General features: G+C 49.1%; 17 protein-coding genes. 8 read left to right on the forward strand and 9 right to left on the reverse strand.

Annotated elements, in window-relative coordinates:
- Positions 1-415: 415 nt before the first annotated feature.
- The 4 genes from E1H14_RS11945 to E1H14_RS11960 all read right to left on the reverse strand — a co-directional run bounded on the left by E1H14_RS11945 (position 416) and on the right by E1H14_RS11960 (position 5,802).
- Positions 416-1,942 carry a cryptochrome/photolyase family protein gene (locus E1H14_RS11945; protein ID WP_149391713.1) on the reverse strand — a complete coding sequence of 509 codons (1,527 nt, stop codon included), beginning with the start codon at positions 1,940-1,942 and terminating at the stop codon, positions 416-418.
- Positions 1,932-2,102 (reverse strand): DUF2256 domain-containing protein, encoded by a 171-nt coding sequence (locus tag E1H14_RS13375; protein WP_149391714.1) that lies wholly within the window; start codon positions 2,100-2,102, stop codon positions 1,932-1,934. The genes E1H14_RS11945 and E1H14_RS13375 overlap by 11 nt, the downstream gene beginning before the upstream one ends.
- Positions 2,095-3,594 (reverse strand): FAD-binding domain-containing protein, encoded by a 1,500-nt coding sequence (locus tag E1H14_RS11955; RefSeq protein ID WP_149391715.1) that lies wholly within the window; start codon positions 3,592-3,594, stop codon positions 2,095-2,097. The genes E1H14_RS13375 and E1H14_RS11955 overlap by 8 nt, the downstream gene beginning before the upstream one ends.
- Before the next feature lie 63 nt (positions 3,595-3,657).
- Positions 3,658-5,802 carry a BCCT family transporter gene (locus E1H14_RS11960; protein ID WP_149391716.1) on the reverse strand — a complete coding sequence of 715 codons (2,145 nt, stop codon included), beginning with the start codon at positions 5,800-5,802 and terminating at the stop codon, positions 3,658-3,660.
- Positions 5,803-5,969: 167 nt separating this feature from the next.
- On the opposite strand from E1H14_RS11960, the gene E1H14_RS11965 reads away from it, so the two are divergent.
- The 3 genes from E1H14_RS11965 (at position 5,970) to E1H14_RS11975 (ending at position 8,922) form a co-directional block, all read left to right on the forward strand.
- Entirely contained in the window at positions 5,970-6,776 is an 807-nt protein-coding gene (locus E1H14_RS11965; protein WP_149391717.1) for a DUF2145 domain-containing protein, read from the forward strand.
- A 78-nt stretch (positions 6,777-6,854) separates the two neighbouring features.
- Positions 6,855-8,078, forward strand: a complete 1,224-nt coding sequence (locus E1H14_RS11970; RefSeq protein ID WP_149391718.1) for a YbfB/YjiJ family MFS transporter — start codon at positions 6,855-6,857, stop codon at positions 8,076-8,078.
- A gap of 19 nt (positions 8,079-8,097) precedes the next feature.
- Positions 8,098-8,922, forward strand: a complete 825-nt coding sequence (locus E1H14_RS11975) for an MOSC domain-containing protein (RefSeq protein WP_160142063.1) — start codon at positions 8,098-8,100, stop codon at positions 8,920-8,922.
- A 12-nt stretch (positions 8,923-8,934) separates the two neighbouring features.
- On the opposite strand, the gene E1H14_RS11980 is transcribed toward E1H14_RS11975, so the two are convergent.
- Complete coding sequence (locus E1H14_RS11980) at positions 8,935-9,489, reverse strand: YaeQ family protein (protein WP_149391720.1); 555 nt, start codon at positions 9,487-9,489, stop codon at positions 8,935-8,937.
- A 65-nt stretch (positions 9,490-9,554) separates the two neighbouring features.
- On the opposite strand from E1H14_RS11980, the gene E1H14_RS11985 reads away from it, so the two are divergent.
- Positions 9,555-9,791: a GNAT family N-acetyltransferase gene (locus E1H14_RS11985; protein ID WP_149391721.1), complete on the forward strand. Its 237-nt coding sequence runs from the start codon at positions 9,555-9,557 to the stop codon at positions 9,789-9,791.
- Between the two features lie 27 nt (positions 9,792-9,818).
- Positions 9,819-10,916: a DNA alkylation repair protein gene (locus E1H14_RS11990; protein ID WP_149391722.1), complete on the forward strand. Its 1,098-nt coding sequence runs from the start codon at positions 9,819-9,821 to the stop codon at positions 10,914-10,916.
- Between the two features lie 2 nt (positions 10,917-10,918).
- Here the strand turns inward: E1H14_RS11990 and mnmE are convergent, their stop codons facing one another.
- The 4 genes from mnmE to rpmH all read right to left on the reverse strand — a co-directional run bounded on the left by mnmE (position 10,919) and on the right by rpmH (position 14,601).
- A complete protein-coding gene (gene mnmE, locus E1H14_RS11995) occupies positions 10,919-12,286 on the reverse strand; it encodes a tRNA uridine-5-carboxymethylaminomethyl(34) synthesis GTPase MnmE (RefSeq protein WP_149391723.1) in 1,368 nt (455 codons plus the stop codon).
- A gap of 88 nt (positions 12,287-12,374) precedes the next feature.
- Positions 12,375-14,054, reverse strand: a complete 1,680-nt coding sequence (gene yidC, locus E1H14_RS12000; RefSeq protein WP_149391724.1) for a membrane protein insertase YidC — start codon at positions 14,052-14,054, stop codon at positions 12,375-12,377.
- A 13-nt stretch (positions 14,055-14,067) separates the two neighbouring features.
- Entirely contained in the window at positions 14,068-14,442 is a 375-nt protein-coding gene (gene rnpA, locus E1H14_RS12005) for a ribonuclease P protein component (protein WP_149391725.1), read from the reverse strand.
- A gap of 24 nt (positions 14,443-14,466) precedes the next feature.
- A complete protein-coding gene (gene rpmH, locus E1H14_RS12010) occupies positions 14,467-14,601 on the reverse strand; it encodes a 50S ribosomal protein L34 (RefSeq protein ID WP_036512751.1) in 135 nt (44 codons plus the stop codon).
- Positions 14,602-14,894: 293 nt separating this feature from the next.
- Between rpmH and dnaA the strand changes: the two genes are divergently transcribed.
- From dnaA to recF, 3 genes are read left to right on the forward strand one after another with little or no spacing between them, the layout of a single operon-like run.
- A complete protein-coding gene (gene dnaA / locus E1H14_RS12015; RefSeq protein ID WP_149391726.1) occupies positions 14,895-16,517 on the forward strand; it encodes a chromosomal replication initiator protein DnaA in 1,623 nt (540 codons plus the stop codon).
- 33 nt (positions 16,518-16,550) lie between these two features.
- Positions 16,551-17,654 (forward strand): DNA polymerase III subunit beta, encoded by a 1,104-nt coding sequence (gene dnaN, locus E1H14_RS12020; protein ID WP_149391727.1) that lies wholly within the window; start codon positions 16,551-16,553, stop codon positions 17,652-17,654.
- 37 nt (positions 17,655-17,691) lie between these two features.
- A complete protein-coding gene (gene recF, locus E1H14_RS12025) occupies positions 17,692-18,774 on the forward strand; it encodes a DNA replication/repair protein RecF (protein WP_149391728.1) in 1,083 nt (360 codons plus the stop codon).
- The last annotated feature ends 14 nt before the right edge of the window (positions 18,775-18,788 follow it).

Raw genomic sequence — 18,788 nt, forward strand, 5'->3', positions numbered from 1 at the left:
GCTTCTGTATTTATCCCCCCTGTGGACATGTAGAGCAGCTGGGGATGGTTTGTTGATAAATAGGGTGGTTATCAACAGGCTCATTTATCCACAGATTGCTCATCCGATTGTCCTTGTTAAGTTATACAGTTTGCCCACAAGAGCCTGTGTGTAAATAAATTCTGTTTTATTCTTGTGAATAACCTGTTGTAAAGCTTGGTATGATGGGAATCATTAAGATAATAAATGATTAAATATCAATAATTTATACTTGATTTTTGTTTTTTTAATTCTGTGAATAAAAAGTTGATAATTTTATAAAAATATTTGCACACAGATGGTTTTTAATGCAGATATTGGGAAAATGACCTGCGTTTGCCAGGCTTTAGGATGGAAAAACAGAGTCAAAAGCGGAGATGTGAGCGATACAGCCGGATCAAAGTTGATCCAGCTGCTGTAGATAAGTCTCTGCGGTTGCCAGAATGGCTTCTTGTTCGGAGGTGGAAAACTTATTCCAATTGGCGTAAGTCAGAGCAAGGCGTGGATTTTTGCAGAATTGATCACGATGCCTGTGCAAAAAATGCCAATACAGACTGTTAAAAGGACAGCTGCCCTGTCCCGTTTTGCGTTTATGGTCATAGTGACAGCCTGCACAGTGATCACTCATCTTGTGAATATAATTGGCGGAAGCGGCGTAGGGTTTGCTGGCAATCCATCCACCATCGGCAAATTGACTCATCCCGCGTGTGTTGGGCAGCTCAACCCATTCGATTGCATCTATGTAGATCCCGAGATACCAAGCATCTACTTGATCTGGATGAATACCGGCGAGTAAAGCAAAATTTCCGGTCAGCATGAGGCGTTGAATGTGGTGAGCGTAGGCGTGTTCAAGTGACTGTTGAATGGCTTGTGCCATGCAAGCCATATGCGTTTTTCCATGCCAGTAAAATTCGGGCAGAGGACGTGTTGCCGCCAGCTCATTCATCTCCGCATAATCGGGCATTTTTTCCCAATAGAGGGCCCGCACATATTCTCGCCAGCCGAGGATTTGGCGGATAAAGCCTTCGACCTGAGCCAGAGAGATCTGCTCTTGATGTGTCTTCCAATAGTTTTCTGTCGTTTGAATGATTTCGAGTGGATGCAGCATTTTTGTGTTCAAACAGAAGGAAAGACGGCTGTGAAACAGACTCCAGCCACGATCGGTCATGGCATCCTGATAACGCCCAAAATTGGCTAAACAGTGTTCCAAGAAAAATTGGAATAAATGTTTAGCGTCTTTGCGGGTTAACGGCCAAATCAGATGTTTTGGGTCTACTTGTCCCAGCGTTTGAATGGCGTGGCGTTGAAGTTGATCATGCAGTTCCGTAACATCTTCATCAAAGAGTAAAGGTGAAGGTAAAGGCTGTTTCGCCGGCAGTTTATGACGATTCTCCTGATCAAAATTCCAGCGTCCACCGAGCGGTTGGCCCGCTTCATCCAGCAAGACACGGTAGTGGCGGCGCAGAGCTCGATAAAAAAACTCCATGCGACTATTGGGATAGTTCTGCCAAGCATCACGTGAGGTCAGAAAATGCTCGGTGTCATCCATGAAGACTTCAGCGTCTAGTAACCCGGGTAAACGGCTCAACATCTGATCCAAGCGGTATTCATCGGGGGCTTGATATCTGAGGCTTTTGATCTTATGCGTTGCACAGAGTTGGGCCAGCCCCTGGAGAAGATCGGGCCAATCCTGAGTGTCATCGAGAGTTAAATAGAGTACTTGATGGCCTGCTGTTTTCAGCGCTTGGCTGAATTTGCGCATGGCCGCAAAAAAAGCCAAGACTTTTTGTACATGATGCACCACATAATCCGTTTCTTGGCGCAGTTCCGCCATCACATACAGCACATCAGAATCCACTTGCCGATACCAAGAGTGCCGAGCATTGAGCTGATCTCCGAGAATCAAACGCAGTTCACGCGCCATCTTCTATCTCCTTTACCGAGACCGAGGTTCGACGTGTTCGACGACAAGCTTCGCTACAATAACGTACCTCCAGCCAGACTTTGGCCCACTTTTTCCGCCAACGAAAGGGACGTTGGCACACAACACAGATTTTTTCCGGTAGATGCTGCTTTTTAATCATCTTGACTGACTTGATTGTGAAGAAGTTGCGGAAGATACGCTTTGACTTGAGGTAAGGATTTCCACTGCCATAAACGCTCGCGTGCGGCTTTTCCAGTCAAGAGATGATCAAAGCATCGCTGTGGATAAAATTCTGGATAAGTATTTGAACATCCTGTTGAATCATGGCTTTTATACATCAAGGCTTCCAGTGGTGTGATCAACCAGGGTTGATGTTGAAGTGGTAGAGGTAATTCTTTTAATTCAGGTAGATAGCGTTGAATAAAATGGGCTTGAGCATCCTGTTTCAGGGATTGCTGTAAAGGATTATAGATCCGCAGAGTGTTAAATCCGGTGAGGCCGGCTTGCATCTGAATCTGTGGATAATGTATGCCAGGTTCAAAATCGAGAAAGCAGCGAGCGAGATGTTCAGCCACCGCTTTCCAGTCGAGTTGTAGATGATGGCAGGCCACACTGACCAACATAGCGCGCATGCGGAAATTCAAGTACCCGGTGTCCAATAAAGCACGCATACAGGCATCCACCAGTGGATAACCGGTCTGTCCCTGTGACCAGGCTTCAAAATCCGCTGTTTCACTCCGGATACGTTCAGCTCGCGCCTGTGCCAGCAGAGGGATAAAAGCGGGATTTAAGGGTTCAAACTCCATGCGGCAGTCTGATTCAAACTTTTGCACAAAGTGGCAGTGCCAGCGTAGGCGTGATTCGAGCGCAGAGCGATGATGGCTATGGGCCTGCCGATTCAGCTTTTTCAAGAGTTGGCGAAGGGAAAGATTGCCCCAAGCCAGATAGGGGCTGAGTCTTGAGCAGCTTTGTAAACTGGCTTCGGGTTGGCTGATATGGTGTGCGTAATGACACAAATGATGGCGAAAAAATTGATCGACTCTTTGCCAGGCTGCCGTTTCACCTCCCGCTTGAAAGGAAGCAGGCTTTTGCAACCAGGACTTAGGTAAAGCACGACAGAGATAGTTCTGCGCTTGAGCCTCAGGAACCAGATGGGTTGGACGAAGTTGTGATAGATCGACCTGTGCCAAGGGCTGTGCAAAAAACTGATCGGCAAAGCGCCGCCAACCGCATCGTCCTTGTGTGCCACGCTGTACTGCAAATTGTGGAAACTCCAGCCAAAGTATGCCCTGTTGTTGACACCATTGTTTAACCCGAAGATCTCTTTGAAAGCTCTTAGCCAGTCCAATCTCTTCATGACTAAAGAGTCGAAACTGACCAAAATCTTGTTTAAATGCCTGGAGAAGAGGTTCGATCTCTGTCCAGAAAACCCAGAGCTTGTGCCCAAAAGCACCTAATCTTTGTGACAGATCTTCCAAGCTTTGCACAATAAAGCGGAAATGACGTGTCTCATAGTGAGGATCTTCAAGCAAAGAGGGTTCAAACACATAAAAACAAAAAATCGAGGCCGCCTCTTTAGAGGCGGCCTGTAAAGCGGGATGATCCTGTAAACGCAGATCACGTTTAAACCAAATTAGATGTGGTACAGACACAGGATATTAGACTCAAACTCATCACTTTAAACCTGTCTTTACCGTTGTTTCTGAGCTTTTGGATCAGTTCTCTAGCCTAGTTGAGTGGCTAGGTTTATCAGTGTCCACCGATGTGGCATCCGTTTCAGGCTCATGATGCAAAGTCTCCACCTCCACCTCCTCTTCCGTAATGAGCTGATCGTCATGCGCCTCCATTTTCCACGGCAGAATACCAGGAGAGTTGTGTAAAAAGTGGAAGTACTTTTCGAACTGATCGAGGATGTCACTGATGATATCCTGGCGATCATATCCATAGACATCATAGGCTTGACCGCCTCGACGTAGGAAAACTTCCGCGCGGTAATAGTGCTCATCTCCATCCGGATCTCTATCCATCTCTGGATAAGCAAAACCTGGCATAGCATAACCACGTAAGCGAATCTCGTAGATAAACTCCATTTGATCCTGCTTAATCACCTGAATGATGACGCGGCAGTTGGCTTCATCAAAGCTGACTTCGGCGGGCCAATCCTTTTCTTGTAACTCAGATTCCACCTTCTGCATCGCTTCCAGAGCCGTGCTGCGGATAAAGTTTTCTACATCACTGCGGGCTGGAAAGTCGACTAGATTCGCCAGGCGTTTTTTCCAGAACCCCGGCCCTTGCTTAACACTCTGACGACTTTGCATAGGGTTTTGCAAACTGACTTCATGGTGCCCTTCAATAATCAATGCTCGCCACATACCCAAAGCAGCGATCAACATAATGATGGCAAAAGGCAAAGCACTGACGATTGATGCGGTTTGTAAGGCACTGAGACCACCCGCGAGTAATAAAGCTGCTGCGACTAAGCCTTCGGTGCTGGCCCAGAAGATGCGTTGCCAAACTGGGGTTTTCAACGCGCCTCCAGAGGCTAGGGAATCAATCACCAAGGAACCGGAGTCGGATGAGGTCACAAAGAAGGTGATAATTAATACCACTGTCACAAAGCTTACGATCGAAGTCAGAGGCAGGCGTTCATAAAGTTTAAACAGAGCGATGGCATGGTCATTTTGCACCTCTGTAATTAAAGCGGTGTAGCCCTCTTTCATAATCAAATGCAGGGCGGTATCACCAAAGACAGAAAACCAAAAGAAGGTAAAAATCGTTGGCACCAGCATCACCCCGACAACAAACTGGCGAATGGTACGGCCTCGGCTGATTTTGGCGATAAACAGCCCGACAAAGGGTGCCCAAGCGATGGTCCAACCAAAGATGAACAGTGTCCAGTTACCGATCCAATCACTGGCCACATAGGCCTGTAAACTGAAAGTACGTTCGACGATGTTACTTAGATAACTGCCGGTGTTTTCGAGGAAAGTCTCAAGAATAAAAATACTGGGCCCGACTATGAATACAAATAACATGAGGGCGATCGCCAGCAGGATATTCAGAATAGAGAGGCGTTTGACACCCTTATCCATCCCTGCGGCAACGGAAAGAATCGCTAAGCCTGTAATGACCAGGATACAAAGGATTTGTACGTTGGTGCTCACCGGAATACTGGGCCAAAGATAATTAAGGCCGGCATTAATTTGGGCAACGGAGAGGCCAAGCGTGGTGGCGATCCCAAAGAGAGTGCCGAGAATTGCAAAGGTATCGACAGTGTGGCCAATCGGGCCATGAATCCGCTCACCGATGAGTGGGTAGAGCGTAGAGCGCATCGACAGAGGAAGGCCGTGGCGAAAGGCAAAATAAGCTAAGCAGAGGCCGACTAAACCATAGATCGCCCAGATGTGAAAACCCCAATGAAAAAAAGCAATCTGCATCGCTTGTTTAGCCGCGGCAATGGTTTCTGGGCTCCCTTCTGGAGGAGATGCATAGTGCAAAACAGGTTCAGCTACCCCAAAAAATAGTAAGGCGATGCCATAACCGGCGGAAAAGAGCATGGCAAACCAAGCTGAAAAGCTGTATTCCGGTTCGGCATGATCCGGGCCTAATTTAATTTGTCCCCAGCGGGTAAAAGCGATGGACACAATAAAAATTAAAAAGAGCGCAACGGCAAGCATATAGAACCAGCCGAAACTCTGTGTAATATAGGCAAGCGTGTGTGCAAACAGCTCACCTGCAAGGGTGGGGTTGGACATGGTACCGATCACCATTAAGGCAATCACGACTACGGCGGGAATAAACACGGGTAAGAGCAGCGCCGAGTGAACCTTTTGCGTTGTATCAGCTTGAGAAGATGACATCCTTAGCCTCCTTTGGATGAGATTCAGGCATGTTCCATGTGAAACACACATTCCTTTTTAGTCTATCAGAAATCAGCAGGGTGTTTTTTGCTTGCATCTGAGCCTGGGTTAGGGTGAATTCATTGTTAACAAAACTTAAAGTACTTTGTGTTTTAGGAGCCTGGGGATTGGCCAGTTGGGTGCAAGCGGACACGCCGTGTCCAGCGCGGGTATTGCCTGAGATCACGGAAGAGATTCGCCAGTTTAGTCAGACGCTGTTGACGGAGTTGGAGCAGATGGATGCGGAGGTGGTGCTCCTAGGGCGTTTAGGCAGTGCTGCGCCGCAAGAGCGCTTTGTGCGCAAAGTCGGTCCCTGGAATTATACCCATGCTGGATTGGCGTATCGTGATCATCCTCAGGGTGCCTGGACGCTCGTGCATTTAGTTCATCGTTGCGCTCAATATTCAGAGATTGTGACCGAATCTTTGCAGGATTTTTTAAATGATCAGCTGTATCGACTGGATCTGGTGATGGCTGTACCAAGCCCAGCGTTGCAGAGCGTCCTAGCGGATTTGATTCTCCATCAAGATCTTGCTTTGGCCTTGCACCATCCCCAGGGTTACAGCCAAGTCTCATCGCCCTACTCGATCGATTTCCAAAACTCAAACGAATACGTTTTGGATACCTTGGTGATGGCCTTGGCGCATCAGGCAGGTTACCGTCCACAAACTCGAACCGAAAGCAAAACTTACTTTAATCTTTCTGGACTGGCCAAGGTGTTTGAACCGGAAGAGGTAGCTATTAGTGTATGGGAGAATCTTGGTAGCCATTTAGGTTTGGGGCCTGATAATGCCACGGTTAAGGACCATACTTGGCGTGAACGAAAATCCAATCGCCTGCAAATGGTTTCCGTTGGTAGTTTGATTCGCTTCTTAGAGCAAATGCATGCGCTAGAAAGTATCAAGGAAATCAGCGCAGCTCATCAGCAAAATTGATTGTTGTAGATCCCTAGGCTTGATTAGGCTGAAGCACCTGAAAAAACCGCTACTTAAAATAACAATAGGAGTTCAAGGATGTATCGTCTTCAGCGCTTTCAGGTACTTTTAGCCGGAGTCTTCAGTCAGATACTCTGTATCGGGATTGCACGTTTTGCGTATACCCCGCTGTTGCCAGTGATGCAGGCTGAGACTTGGTTGGGCGATGCCGAAGGGGGTTGGCTAGCCGCCATTAATTACAGTGGTTATATGTGTGGCGCACTTTTGGCCGCGTCCATTAGTGACCTACATCTCAAAGATCGTTTGTATCGGGTAGGTTTGATCCTAGCCATTTTCTCTACTCTGGGCATGGCCTTGGCAGATAATTTTCTGCTTTGGTCCAGCATGCGTTTTTTAGCCGGCCTCAGCAGCTCGGCTTCGATGCTGATCGCATCCGGACTCATCTTAAACTGGCTGATACGTCATAATCAGCGTAGTGAATTGGGCATCCATTTTGCTGGGGTGGGGATTGGAATTATTTTTGCCGCCCTGGCAGTTGAGTGGATGCTCCGCAGTCAGCAAAGTTGGGATGCTCAGTGGTTTGGCTTAGCGCTGATCGGCGGAGTGTTATTGTTACCGGCGTGGCGTTGGTTGCCCCGCCCGGATCCTTTTCCATCCGGTCAGTCTAGTCAGACGATGGCCGATCAGCCACCGACTGCACGCTTTATGTGGGCGATGCAAGCGGCTTATTTCTGTGCCGGATATGGTTATGTCGTCAGTGCGACCTTCATCGTGGCGATTGTGGAACGTGTCCCTGAACTTCAAGGCCAAGGTACTTGGGTGTTTGCAGTGCTGGGTTTGGGGGCTGCACCTTCGGTGATTATCTGGGATCTGGTGGCGCGTCGAACTGGGTATCTTAATGCTTTAATTTTAGCGATGCTGTTAAAAATCGTGAGTATTCTGCTGCCCGTTTGGGACACACGTGCGGAGATGGTTTTCCTCAGTGCTTTTATTTTTGGCGTCACCTCAATTGGTTGTGTCGGTCTTGTTTTAACCATGGCGGGACGGCTTTACCCTTCTCGTCCGGCTAAGCTGATGGGACGTATGACCCTCTCATACGGAGTGGCACAGGTTTTTGCTCCAGCCCTAACCGGTATCTTGGCGGCACGTAGCGGCGATTATAATCTTGGCTTAATCATAGCGGGTAGCGTGATGTGCTTGGGGACACTCTTGATTCTTCTGTTAAAGTTGACGGACGCGACGGCCCAGCGCTTGGATGAATCGTCACGAGCACAACGCGCCAGTTTAGCGGTGAAAAACTAAAGCTTAAGGAGTGATGCGCATGTCTGAACTGAGGGTTGATGAACTTTGGATCTATCCGGTCAAATCTTCTGCACCGCTGTCTCTGAGTCGTGCCTGGGTGGATGATAAGGGGCTGAACGATGATCGCCGTTACTTGGTGATTGATCCGAGTGGGCATTTTATGACGGCGCGTCAGTATCCACGTTTAACGCTACTGGACGCCACGCCTGTGCAGGGAGGATTGGTACTGGCGGCATCCGGGTTGAGCAGTCTATCGCTCTCTATCGCGGACTTTCCTCAGGAGTACCGTGAAGTTGTGATCTGGGGGCAGGATGTCCGTGCGCAATCCTGTGGACCTCAAGCTGCCGAATGGATGACGGAGTTTCTGGGCGTGGAATGCCAACTGGTCTTTTTTGGTGCGGACACGCGTCGACCGGTGAAGGCTCAACCTGGAGCTGAGGTCAGTTTTGCAGATGGTTATCCTCTATTATTAACGCATACTGCTTCTTTGGAGGCTTTAAATGCGGGACTAGAGGAATCGGTGCAGATGCTGCAATTCCGACCTAATCTGGTGGTGAAAGGGTTGGAAGCCTTTGTCGAAGAGAGCTGGTTGGATCTGAAAATCGGGGATTGTTATTTGCGTGTTCACTCACCCTGTGAACGCTGTAAGTTGATTACTTTGCAGCCCGGTCAGACACAGTTTCATCCCCAGCAGCAACCGCTCAAATATCTGAGCCAGCATCACCGCTTGCAAGAGGGTGGAGCCATTTTTGGCCAGAATCTGAGTGTGATTAAGCCGGGGTTGATCATGCGCGGTATGCCGGTGGAAATCCTCAGTTACCAAACGCCTGCCCCCTTACGTTGAAGGGCTTATAGCTTATCTCTGGCCTTTAGATCGCATCAAAGCGATTGGCTCTACACAGACGGAGCTTGCTTGTGTCGATACCCAGATCTGGCCTTCATGAATATTGACTTGCAGTTGTAAACCCCGGCTGAGTAGCTGTCCGAGTGCGCTGACACTCTCTTCAGGTAATTCCCAGACTTCCAGATTGTCAAAGCGTTGCAGGGAGGAGGCGATCTGCTGCCACCAAATGGGCAGACTGCGAGCGCCATAGGCGTAGAGTTTGACCTGTTTTGATTTCTGACAGGCCTTACGCAACCACTTTTCATCGGGTTGACCAAAACAAATCCAGAGTTCGACCTCACCCTGCAGATTACGTGACCAGAGCTCGGCTCCATCTTCATCGCTGAGATCACGTGCAAACTCAAGTGTTTCACTGGCATTCAAGGCAAATGCCATTAAGCGTACCATCAAGCGCTCATCCGTTTCGGAAGGATGTTGTGCTAAGGTCAGTGAATAATCTTGATAATGCTGGCGATCCATATCGGCCAGTTGCAGTTGAACTCGGATGACGCGTGCTTTTTGGGCCATGCTGCTTCTCTTGGCGATCATTAAGGCGCTTATCTTAGCCTAACTCTTAAGTCTCTGGAGAAAAAATGATTCAACATCAACCGGAAAATAACTGTTTTATTTTGCAAGAAGCCGGTGCCGAGTGTCGTCTTGAGTATCAAATTCAAGCAGATCAGGTGTACTTCACCCATACCTATGTGCCCCCGGCTTTGCGTGGTCGTGGTTTAGCTGAACAGCTGGTGCAAGCGGGCTTACAGTGGGCCCAAACGCAAGGTTTTGGGATACATTCTCGCTGTAGTTATGTCGATCGTTATGTACATTGAGTGTCTAAGCGAGGTTAAGGAGCTGAGATGGCGCAGCCGGCACTGAAAGACTGGTTTAACCCCGAACGCTTTCTTGCGTTAGGTCAGCAGCTACAGCAGGTATCACCTAGATTCCAGCTGGAATCTTTTCTACATTTGGCTCAGCGTGACTTGGATAGTTTAAGTCTTTTACAGCGTATGCGGCAAATGGCTCAGGCTCTGCATCAGGCCTTGCCTGTGGATTATTTAGAACAGCTAGAGATTTTAGAGGCCTGGGCTCCACAGATTGATCAGGCCTTTGTCGGCCTTTGTATATCTGAATTCGTCGCCTTATATGGTCAGGCAGATCAGCATCAGGAAGCCTCTTTGCAGGCACTAAAATCCTTCACTCGTTATGGCTCGTCGGAGTTTGCCTTACGGCCATTTTTGCAGAAAAAACCTGAGTTGATCCAAAGTCACCTCTTGGTGTGGTGCCAAGACCCTGATGCACAGGTTCGGCGTCTGTGCAGCGAAGCCACACGACCGCGTCTGCCCTGGGCTCCGCATTGGTGGGCGGCACGCCAGAATCCACAGCTGACCTTGCCTCTGCTCAGAGCATTACAAGTGGATGCCAGTCTTTATGTGCGCCGCTCCGTGGCGAATCATCTGAATGATCTGGGTAAAGACCATCCCAACTGGTTGGTTGCCGAGCTAAAAAGCTGGCCACTGGAACAACCTCCGACCTTGTGGATCTGTCGGCATGCGCTACGCAGTTTGATTAAAGCCGGTCATCAGGAAGCTTTGGCCTGTTTGGGGGTAGAGCCTGATCTGAAACTAGCGACTCTGGAGTTCTCCTTGGCGGCCACTCAACTGACATTGGGAGATTCCTTACCGCTTAATTTAACCTTAGTTTCGAGTGCTGAAGAGGCACAAAATGTTGTGGTGGATTACGCACTGCAGTATGTCGGTGCGGGCACTCAACCTCGGCGCAAGGTGTTTAAATGGAAAGCTGCCAGTTTAGAACCCGGTGTCACCTATTGTTGGATGAAAAAACAAAAAATGGTTCATTTCTCAACCCGTAAGCTTTATCCAGGCGAGCACCGAGTCGATCTTTTGATCAATGGCCAAGTGCAGGCTTCTGAGGTGTTCTGGCTGCAATTTGATTGAGCTTATTTTCCGATACAAAAACTTGAGAAGATGCGGCCAAGAAGATCATCTGAACTGAATGCACCGGTGATCTCACCGAGATTTTCCTGGGCTTTTTTCAGATCTTCAGCCAGCAACTCCCCGGCATTAAAATCACGCAGCTGATTTAACCCCTGGCCTAACGCCAAGTGTGCACGATTCAATGCATCCAGATGACGTCGCCGGGCCATAAATCCACCCTCGGTAGTGGCTTGATAACCCATACAGGCTTTTAAATGCTCACGTAGAAGATCGATCCCCTCGCCTTTTTTAGCCGATAAGGAGATGAGAGAGAAATCACCTTGATTAATCAATTTAGGGGTTTCGGCCTGTAGGTCGATTTTGTTACGAATCACGGTAACGTGGTCTGTGGATTTAAGTTGAGCGGTAAATTCAGGCCAGATCGTCTCGGGTGAAGCCGCAGGGCTCTGGCTGCTGTCTACGACCATCAAAATGCGATCAGCATGATGGATCTCTTGCCAGGCTCGATCAATACCGATGCGTTCAACGGCATCTGGGGTCTCGTGTAACCCTGCGGTATCAATGATGTGCAGAGGCATACCATCAATGTGGATATGTTCGCGCAAGACGTCACGCGTGGTGCCTGCTATATCGGTGACGATTGCGGTCTCACGCCCGGCCAAGGCATTTAACAGGCTGGATTTACCGGCATTAGGTTTTCCGGCAATCACAACATTCATGCCCTCACGGATCAAACTGCCTTGCCGCGCTTCGGCTTGAACACTTTCCAGGCGGTGGATAATTTCTAGAAGCTGGCTTTCTACCTTACCTTCGGCAAGAAAATCGATCTCTTCCTCAGGAAAGTCGATGGCGGCTTCGACATAGATGCGTAATTGAATCAGAGCTTCGACTAAGGCTTCAATCCGACGTGAAAACTCACCTTGCAGAGAGCGCAGTGCACAGCGAGCAGCTTGTTCTGAAGTGCTATTGATCAAGTCGGCGATGGCTTCGGCTTGCGCCAAATCTAACTTGTCATTTAAAAAAGCACGTTCAGAAAACTCTCCTGGACGTGCTGGACGTGCACCTAGGTTGACCACACGCTGCAGAAGTAGATCCATGACCACCGGTCCGCCATGCGCCTGAAGCTCTAAGACATCTTCGCCGGTAAAAGAGTGAGGGCCTGGAAAAAAGAGAGCGATGCCCTGATCCATGATCTGACCATCGCTGGCATAAAAGTTACCAAAATGTGCATAACGTGCTTTGGGTTGTAGCTGTAACACCGCCTCGGCAATGCGTAGGCTGTCTGGTCCAGAAACCCGTAAGATGCCAACACCCCCTCGTCCTGGCGCTGTGGCTTGTGCGGCAATGGTATCCTGTTGAGTCACGGGCATAAGACTATCCTCTAAAAACCTAAGCGAGCACACACTAGCATGAAAAAAGGCTCCCGCGGGAGCCTTGATTGAATCAGGAGCCCAGCTCCTAAGCCTTTTTCTTATCGTCTGCTTCAATCTGACGCGTGATATACCACTGCTGTGCGATAGATAGAATGTTGTTCACCAACCAGTACAGAACCAGACCTGCAGGGAACCAGAGGAAGAAGAAGGTGAAAATGATCGGCAACATTTTCATAATCTTCGCCTGCATTGGATCGGGCGGTGTGGGGTTAAGTTTCTGTTGTAAGAACATGGTCACACCCATCAAGATCGGCAGGATGAAATAAGGGTCCATCACCGATAGATCCTGGATATAACCAAAGAAAGGCGCATGACGCAGTTCAACCGATTCCATCAAAACCCAGTAAAGAGCAATGAAGACGGGCATCTGTGCCAGAATCGGTAAACAGCCACCAAGAGGGTTAATCTGCTCTTTCTTATAGAGCTTCATCATCTCTTGAGACATCTTCTGGCGGTCATCACCATACAACTCTTTCATGCGCATCATTTCAGGGCCGAATTTGCGCATTTTAGCCATGGAGCGGAAAGCTTTAGCATTCAGATGGAAGAGTGCCGCTTTCACCACGATGGTGATACCGATGATCGCCAGACCCCAGTTACCCACAAAGCTCTGGATAAAGGTCAGCAACCAATACAAAGGATAAGCGATCCACCAGAGCCAGCCATAATCCACCGCCAGCTTCAAATTAGGCGCCGTCGCTTCCAATTGACGCTGATCTTTCGGACCCACAAACAGCGTGGCACGCATCTCTGTTTGCTCACCTGCGGCAACTTCCACGCTGGGTGACAAGAAACCGGCAATATACTGATCGTTGATCCGACGTGTTTGATAGGTATGGGTCAAGCCGGCTTCAGGAATCCAGGCAGACAGGAAGTAGTGCTGACTCATCGCCACCCAGCCGTCTTGACTGCTGCGATTAAAGTTTTCCTTATCCATGTCTTTGAAGGTGACCTTCTGGTACTTGTTGTCTTCTGTAGAGAAGAGTGCTCCCAGATAAGAAGCCATACCGAGCGCTGTGGAACTGGTTGGATCCGCACTGCGATCACGTTTTAACTGACCAAACAGCGTGCTGCGGAAAGGCGCATCGCTCTGGTTGTTGATCAGATATTCCAGACCCACTTGGTAAGAGCCACGCACAAAACTGTAGCGTTTTGTAATTTCGACGCCGGCTTCATTGGTGTAACTCAGATCGACGACCAGCGTTTCCTCATCCCCCATCACAAACTGTGATTGGCTGACACGGTAAACAGGGCGCCCTTCAGCTTGAGCATCTGGACCATCACGACCGACCAAGCCGCTCTGCGCAACATAGGTGCGTGCAGGATTTTGCTCAAGTAAAACAAAGGGTTGCTCAGATCCAAGTTGTGCTTTGTGTTGCAACAGCGCGGTACGAATGATATCGCCGCCTTGGGTATCAATGACAAGATCCAGAACATCGGTTGTCACCTGAATCAACTGAGCCTGCACACCCTGATTTTCCTGCATTGACGCAGGGGTATCTGCTTGATCAATTGAGGGCAGATCGGGGTTGACTGAACGCTCGCTGGCCGTTGGCAGCTCACTTAAGTTCTGGCTCGTATAAGCACTGGTGACTTCCTGGTATTCAGGAACGGGAGGCTGGCCGTAATCTTTATTCCACTGTAGGAACACCAGATAGGTGATCAGGGCCAGAGCAGATATTAATATGACTCGCTGTACATCCATCGCGATTAAACCATTAGTTGTCTTTGTGGGCGCTCGAAGCTTTACGTTGTAGCCTTGACCAGCTGCGTAGAATGAGTTGATTCAGCGTTGCATTATCTAACTGATCCAAGCCCTTACGAGCGAGTATCACGAGATCGGCTGAGGGCAGCTCATGCTGATGCAGACGAAAGGATTCGCGAATGATACGTCTAACGCGGTTACGTTTGACAGCCCGGCGGATGTTTTTTTTAGAAATTACAAAGCCGATGCGAGGATGGCCAAGAGTATTTTGGCGGGCGAGGATCAACAGAGATGGGTCAGAGACCTTGAGAGTGGCTCTGTCGAATACCCTTTTGAAGTCCCCACCAGTTAACAGACGTAACTGGCGGGGGTATCCGAATTCGGCCATTCAGTCGGAATCCGCTCTGACTGATTAAACAGTCAGACTTTTGCGGCCTTTAGCACGACGACGGTTCAGAACCTGACGGCCATTTTTGGTTGCCATGCGTGCACGGAAACCATGTGTACGGGCGCGCTTTAAAACGCTAGGTTGGAATGTTCTTTTCATTGCCCCAGTCCTGCTTACGTTGAGTAGGTGTGTGGGTTTTATCCACGATGTATGTAAAAAATCAGACGCGAGATTATAGGTATATGGCCTTGTCGTTGCAAATCATTTTTAGAAAAATATCAGTGAAGTGAATGTATAAAGCCCGATTCCTGCTTCTATATCAAGTTGCAGGGTAATGGTGTTGGGTAAAAAAGCGTTCAAGCGCTGCGCACTGTGGATAACTCTTACAGATGCCGTTAGAATAATCCTCTTTATCAAGTTGATTCTTATCATTCTTTTTTTGGGGTTCCAGGATGTCCGAAGCGTTATGGCAGCGCTGTCTTCAAGAGTTGCAAGAGGCGTTTCCAGCCCAGCAATTCAATACCTGGATACGTCCGCTGCGCTGCGCTGAGAGCCAATCGGATCAGCTGGTATTACTGGCGCCTAATCGTTTTGTGAAAGATTGGGTCAGTGATAAGTATTTGCAGCACATTCGCCAGATCTTTGTGGATATCACACAGAACGTCAGCGCTGAGGTGTTGATTGAAATTTCGCAGCAGCCTTCTGCCGCACTCGCTGCGCGTGTTGCGACACGGATCACCCCTCCCGTTCGTGCCCAGGAAACAGATGTTGAGCCCCTTAGCTTTCAAACGCCTGCTGCGCCTCCTGTGCCGAGTCAGCCGCTGACAGAATCTAGGGTGACTGATGTCTACCCAGCACAAGAGTCAGTCACCGCGCTTAATCCTCCACCGCAGCAGTCACCTGAAGATTGGACACAATTGCGTCAGAGTGAGCCCTCAAATTCCAGTTTTGCTTTGCTTGAAGCGGAACCACAGCTTGAGCTGGAAATGGCACCGGTAGAAGACACGCGTCGACGCAAACCGCGTAAGGTCGATGTTGAGGGTGGTGTTAAGCATCAATCTAACCTCAACCCAGCCTTCACCTTCCAAGCCTTTGTTCAGGGTAAATCAAACCAGTTGGCGTTAGCCGCAGCGCAACAAGTCGCGGATAATCCCGGTGGCGGTTACAACCCACTCTTTATCTATGGTGGCGTGGGCTTGGGTAAAACCCACTTGATGCATGCCGTGGGTTGTGAAATGTTGCGTCGTAATCCGAACGCTAAGATCGTTTATCTGCACTCGGAACGTTTTGTTGCAGATATGGTGAAAGCTTTACAGCTGAACGCGATTAATGATTTTAAACGTTACTACCGCTCCGTGGATGCTTTGCTGATCGACGATATTCAGTTTTTTGCTGGCAAAGAGCGTTCGCAAGAAGAGTTCTTCCATACCTTTAATGCCCTGCTTGAAGGGGGGCAACAGTTGATCTTGACCAGTGATCGTTATCCGAAAGAGATTACTGGGGTGGAAGAGCGTCTGAAGTCGCGCTTCGGCTGGGGTTTAACGGTTCCAATTGAGCCGCCGGAGTTGGAAACACGCGTGGCGATTTTGATGAAAAAAGCGGAAGAAGCACGCATACGTCTTCCCGATGATGCGGCTTTTTTCTTAGCACAGAAGATTCGCTCTAACGTTCGTGAGCTGGAAGGAGCGTTAAAACGCGTGATCGCGAATGCTCATTTTACCGGTAACAGCATTACCACCCCTTTTATCAAAGAGTCGCTAAAGGATCTGTTGGCTTTGCAAGATAAGCAGGTCAGTATCGATAACATACAGCGAGTGGTAGCGGATTATTACAAAATTAAGATTGCCGATCTGCTTTCTAAGCGTCGCAGCCGTTCTGTTGCGCGCCCACGTCAGGTCGCCATGAGTTTATCCAAAGAGTTAACCAACCATAGTTTGCCCGAGATCGGTTCCGCCTTTGGTGGACGTGATCATACAACCGTTCTTCATGCCTGTCGTAAAATCAAATCGCTTCGGGAAACCGAAGCCGACATCGCAGAAGATTATAAGAACTTGCTGCGTCATCTGACGGCGTAGTCTCGAATCCAGCTGACTTAAGGTAAAACCGCCATGAGATTCGTTATTTCAAGAGAAGCACTGATCAGACCACTGCAATTGGTGGCCGGTGTGGTAGAGCGCCGTCAGACGCTGCCGGTGTTATCGAACGTATTGTTGGTGGCCCAGGAGGGTCAACTTGCGCTGACGGGGACGGATCTAGAAGTTGAGCTGGTCGCACGTATTCCTTTAACGGAAGATGTTGAAGCGGGTTCCATCACCGTGCCAGCGCGTAAGTTGATGGATATCTGTAAATCTTTACCCGATGACGCCCGTGTTGAGTTTGAGTTAAGTGGCAGCAAGGCGCAGATCCGTGCCGGGCGCAGTCGTTTCACTCTGACCACCTTGCCGGCAGCAGATTTTCCTAATGTAGAAGACAGCCCTCAGGCGTTAACACTCAGCTTGCCGCAAGCGTCTCTGCGTCATCTGATCGAAAAAACCGGTTTCTCCATGGCGCAACAGGATGTGCGTTATTACCTGAACGGGATGTTGATGGAGATTAAGGAAGGCAAGTTACGCACTGTTTCAACGGATGGCCATCGTTTAGCCACCTGTGTGGCCGATGCGGAAACGGATCGTGATATCAATCATCAAATCATCGTTCCCCGTAAAGGGATTCTGGAACTGGCGCGCCTGCTTCAGGGTGGCGATACACCCGTGCAGTTGGTGATCGGGGCCAGCCATATCCGAGCCGTGGTCGGTGATTTTACCTTTACGTCAAAACTGGTCGATGGCAAGTTCCCCGACTACCAACGTGTGATTCCACGCAATGGCGATAAGATCTTGTTGGGTGATCGTTTGGAGTTGCGTCAGGTGTTTAGCCGTATCGCGATACTGTCGAATGAAAAGTATCGCGGTGTGCGTTTGCATATCCAGCAAGGCATGTTGCAAGTCACGGCCAATAACCCTGAACAGGAAGAAGCGGAAGAAGCCGTGGCAGTCGATTATGATGGCGCCGCTTTAGAGATAGGGTTTAACGTCAATTATCTGCTCGATGTACTGTCGATTCTGGATTCTAATGTCGTGCGCTTTACCCTCTCCGATGCAAACAGCAGCGCTTTGGTTCAGGGCTTTGATGAAGAAGATGCCCTTTTTGTTGTTATGCCGATGCGTATGTGATGCGGCCTAGGGGGAGCTTCGGCTCCCCTTTCTAGCTATGTCTCTTGTCTCTCTGCGTATACATTCTATCCGGAATCTTCAACACTTAGAGTTGGAGAGTCTGTCGCCTATTAATCTAATTACCGGCATGAACGGCAGTGGTAAAACCAGTCTGCTTGAGGCGATCCATTTTTTAGGCACCACGCGCTCTTTTCGTAGCCATCAGTTCCGCCATTTTTTAAGTCATGGCTGTCAGTCAGCCCTAGTGTTTGCACGTCTGGCTCATGTTGGCTCGGGGCAAACTCAGCCCTTAGGTGTTGAGCGGCACTTGGATGGCCAAGTGCGTGCCCGCTTTGATGGCCAAAGCCTCGATTCAGCGCAACTGGCGCTTCAGCTCCCTCTGCAGGTTTTACATTCAGGCACTTTCGAGTTGTTGGACGGTAGCCCAGCGATCCGTCGTCAGTTTCTTGATTGGGGGTGTTTTCATTTTAACCCCGGATTTATTCAGCTTTGGCGTGGCTTTCGACGCGCATTGAAACAACGGAACTCATTGCTGAAATATGGTAAAATCGATCCTTTGCTGTTGCAGGCTTGGAACCATGAATTTATTGAATATGGTTCAGCGCTTAGCGAGCATCGCCAAGCCTATTTGAGCGCATTTGTGCCGGTTTTTAATCGCATATTGGCGGATCTTCTGGCCGAAGTGAGTCTTGACTTACGTTTTTCGGCGGGTTGGGATCGCAAGCGTTCATTAGAGGAAGCCTTGTTTGAATATGCAGAGCGTGAACGTCAGCAAGGTTTCTCCTTAGTGGGGCCGCAAAGGGCGGATTTTCGCTTACGTTGGCAGGGTCAAAACGCCGCCGATCTTTTATCGCGGGGGCAAAAGAAACTGGTGGTCAGTGCTTTGAAGCTGGCTCAGGGCGTTCTGTATCGCAGTCTGAGCGCGCGCCCCTGTATTTACTTAATTGATGATCTGCCGGCTGAATTGGATGCACAACATCTTGAGTTGTTCTGTCATTACCTCGAGCAAAGTGCCGATCAGTGCTTTATTACCTGTGTCGAGTCTGACACCTTAAAACGTTTTTGGGCGACAGATACCCGTTTGTCGTGCTTTGAAATTGCAGCCGGTCAGCTTGTTTGATCAGCTTAGGAGAG

Origin of the sequence: Nitrincola tapanii (assembly GCF_008368715.1) — a bacterium.
Lineage (GTDB): Bacteria > Pseudomonadota > Gammaproteobacteria > Pseudomonadales > Balneatricaceae > Nitrincola > Nitrincola tapanii.

Bases quoted from the DNA above. Each gene is read 5' to 3' on its own strand.
- E1H14_RS11980 (WP_149391720.1), bottom strand. From the start codon at position 9,489: ATGGCCCAAAAAGCACGCGTCATCCGAGTTCAACTGCAACTGGCCGAT.
- E1H14_RS13375 (WP_149391714.1), bottom strand. From the start codon at position 2,102: ATGATTAAAAAGCAGCATCTACCGGAAAAAATCTGTGTTGTGTGCCAA.
- rnpA (WP_149391725.1), bottom strand. From the start codon at position 14,442: ATGGCCGAATTCGGATACCCCCGCCAGTTACGTCTGTTAACTGGTGGG.
- mnmE (WP_149391723.1), bottom strand. From the start codon at position 12,286: ATGCCCGTGACTCAACAGGATACCATTGCCGCACAAGCCACAGCGCCA.
- E1H14_RS11985 (WP_149391721.1), top strand. From the start codon at position 9,555: ATGATTCAACATCAACCGGAAAATAACTGTTTTATTTTGCAAGAAGCC.
- rpmH (WP_036512751.1), bottom strand. From the start codon at position 14,601: ATGAAAAGAACATTCCAACCTAGCGTTTTAAAGCGCGCCCGTACACAT.
- dnaA (WP_149391726.1), top strand. From the start codon at position 14,895: ATGTCCGAAGCGTTATGGCAGCGCTGTCTTCAAGAGTTGCAAGAGGCG.
- E1H14_RS11990 (WP_149391722.1), top strand. From the start codon at position 9,819: ATGGCGCAGCCGGCACTGAAAGACTGGTTTAACCCCGAACGCTTTCTT.
- E1H14_RS11945 (WP_149391713.1), bottom strand. From the start codon at position 1,942: ATGGCGCGTGAACTGCGTTTGATTCTCGGAGATCAGCTCAATGCTCGG.
- E1H14_RS11960 (WP_149391716.1), bottom strand. From the start codon at position 5,802: ATGTCATCTTCTCAAGCTGATACAACGCAAAAGGTTCACTCGGCGCTG.
- recF (WP_149391728.1), top strand. From the start codon at position 17,692: ATGTCTCTTGTCTCTCTGCGTATACATTCTATCCGGAATCTTCAACAC.
- E1H14_RS11970 (WP_149391718.1), top strand. From the start codon at position 6,855: ATGTATCGTCTTCAGCGCTTTCAGGTACTTTTAGCCGGAGTCTTCAGT.
- yidC (WP_149391724.1), bottom strand. From the start codon at position 14,054: ATGGATGTACAGCGAGTCATATTAATATCTGCTCTGGCCCTGATCACC.
- dnaN (WP_149391727.1), top strand. From the start codon at position 16,551: ATGAGATTCGTTATTTCAAGAGAAGCACTGATCAGACCACTGCAATTG.
- E1H14_RS11975 (WP_160142063.1), top strand. From the start codon at position 8,098: ATGTCTGAACTGAGGGTTGATGAACTTTGGATCTATCCGGTCAAATCT.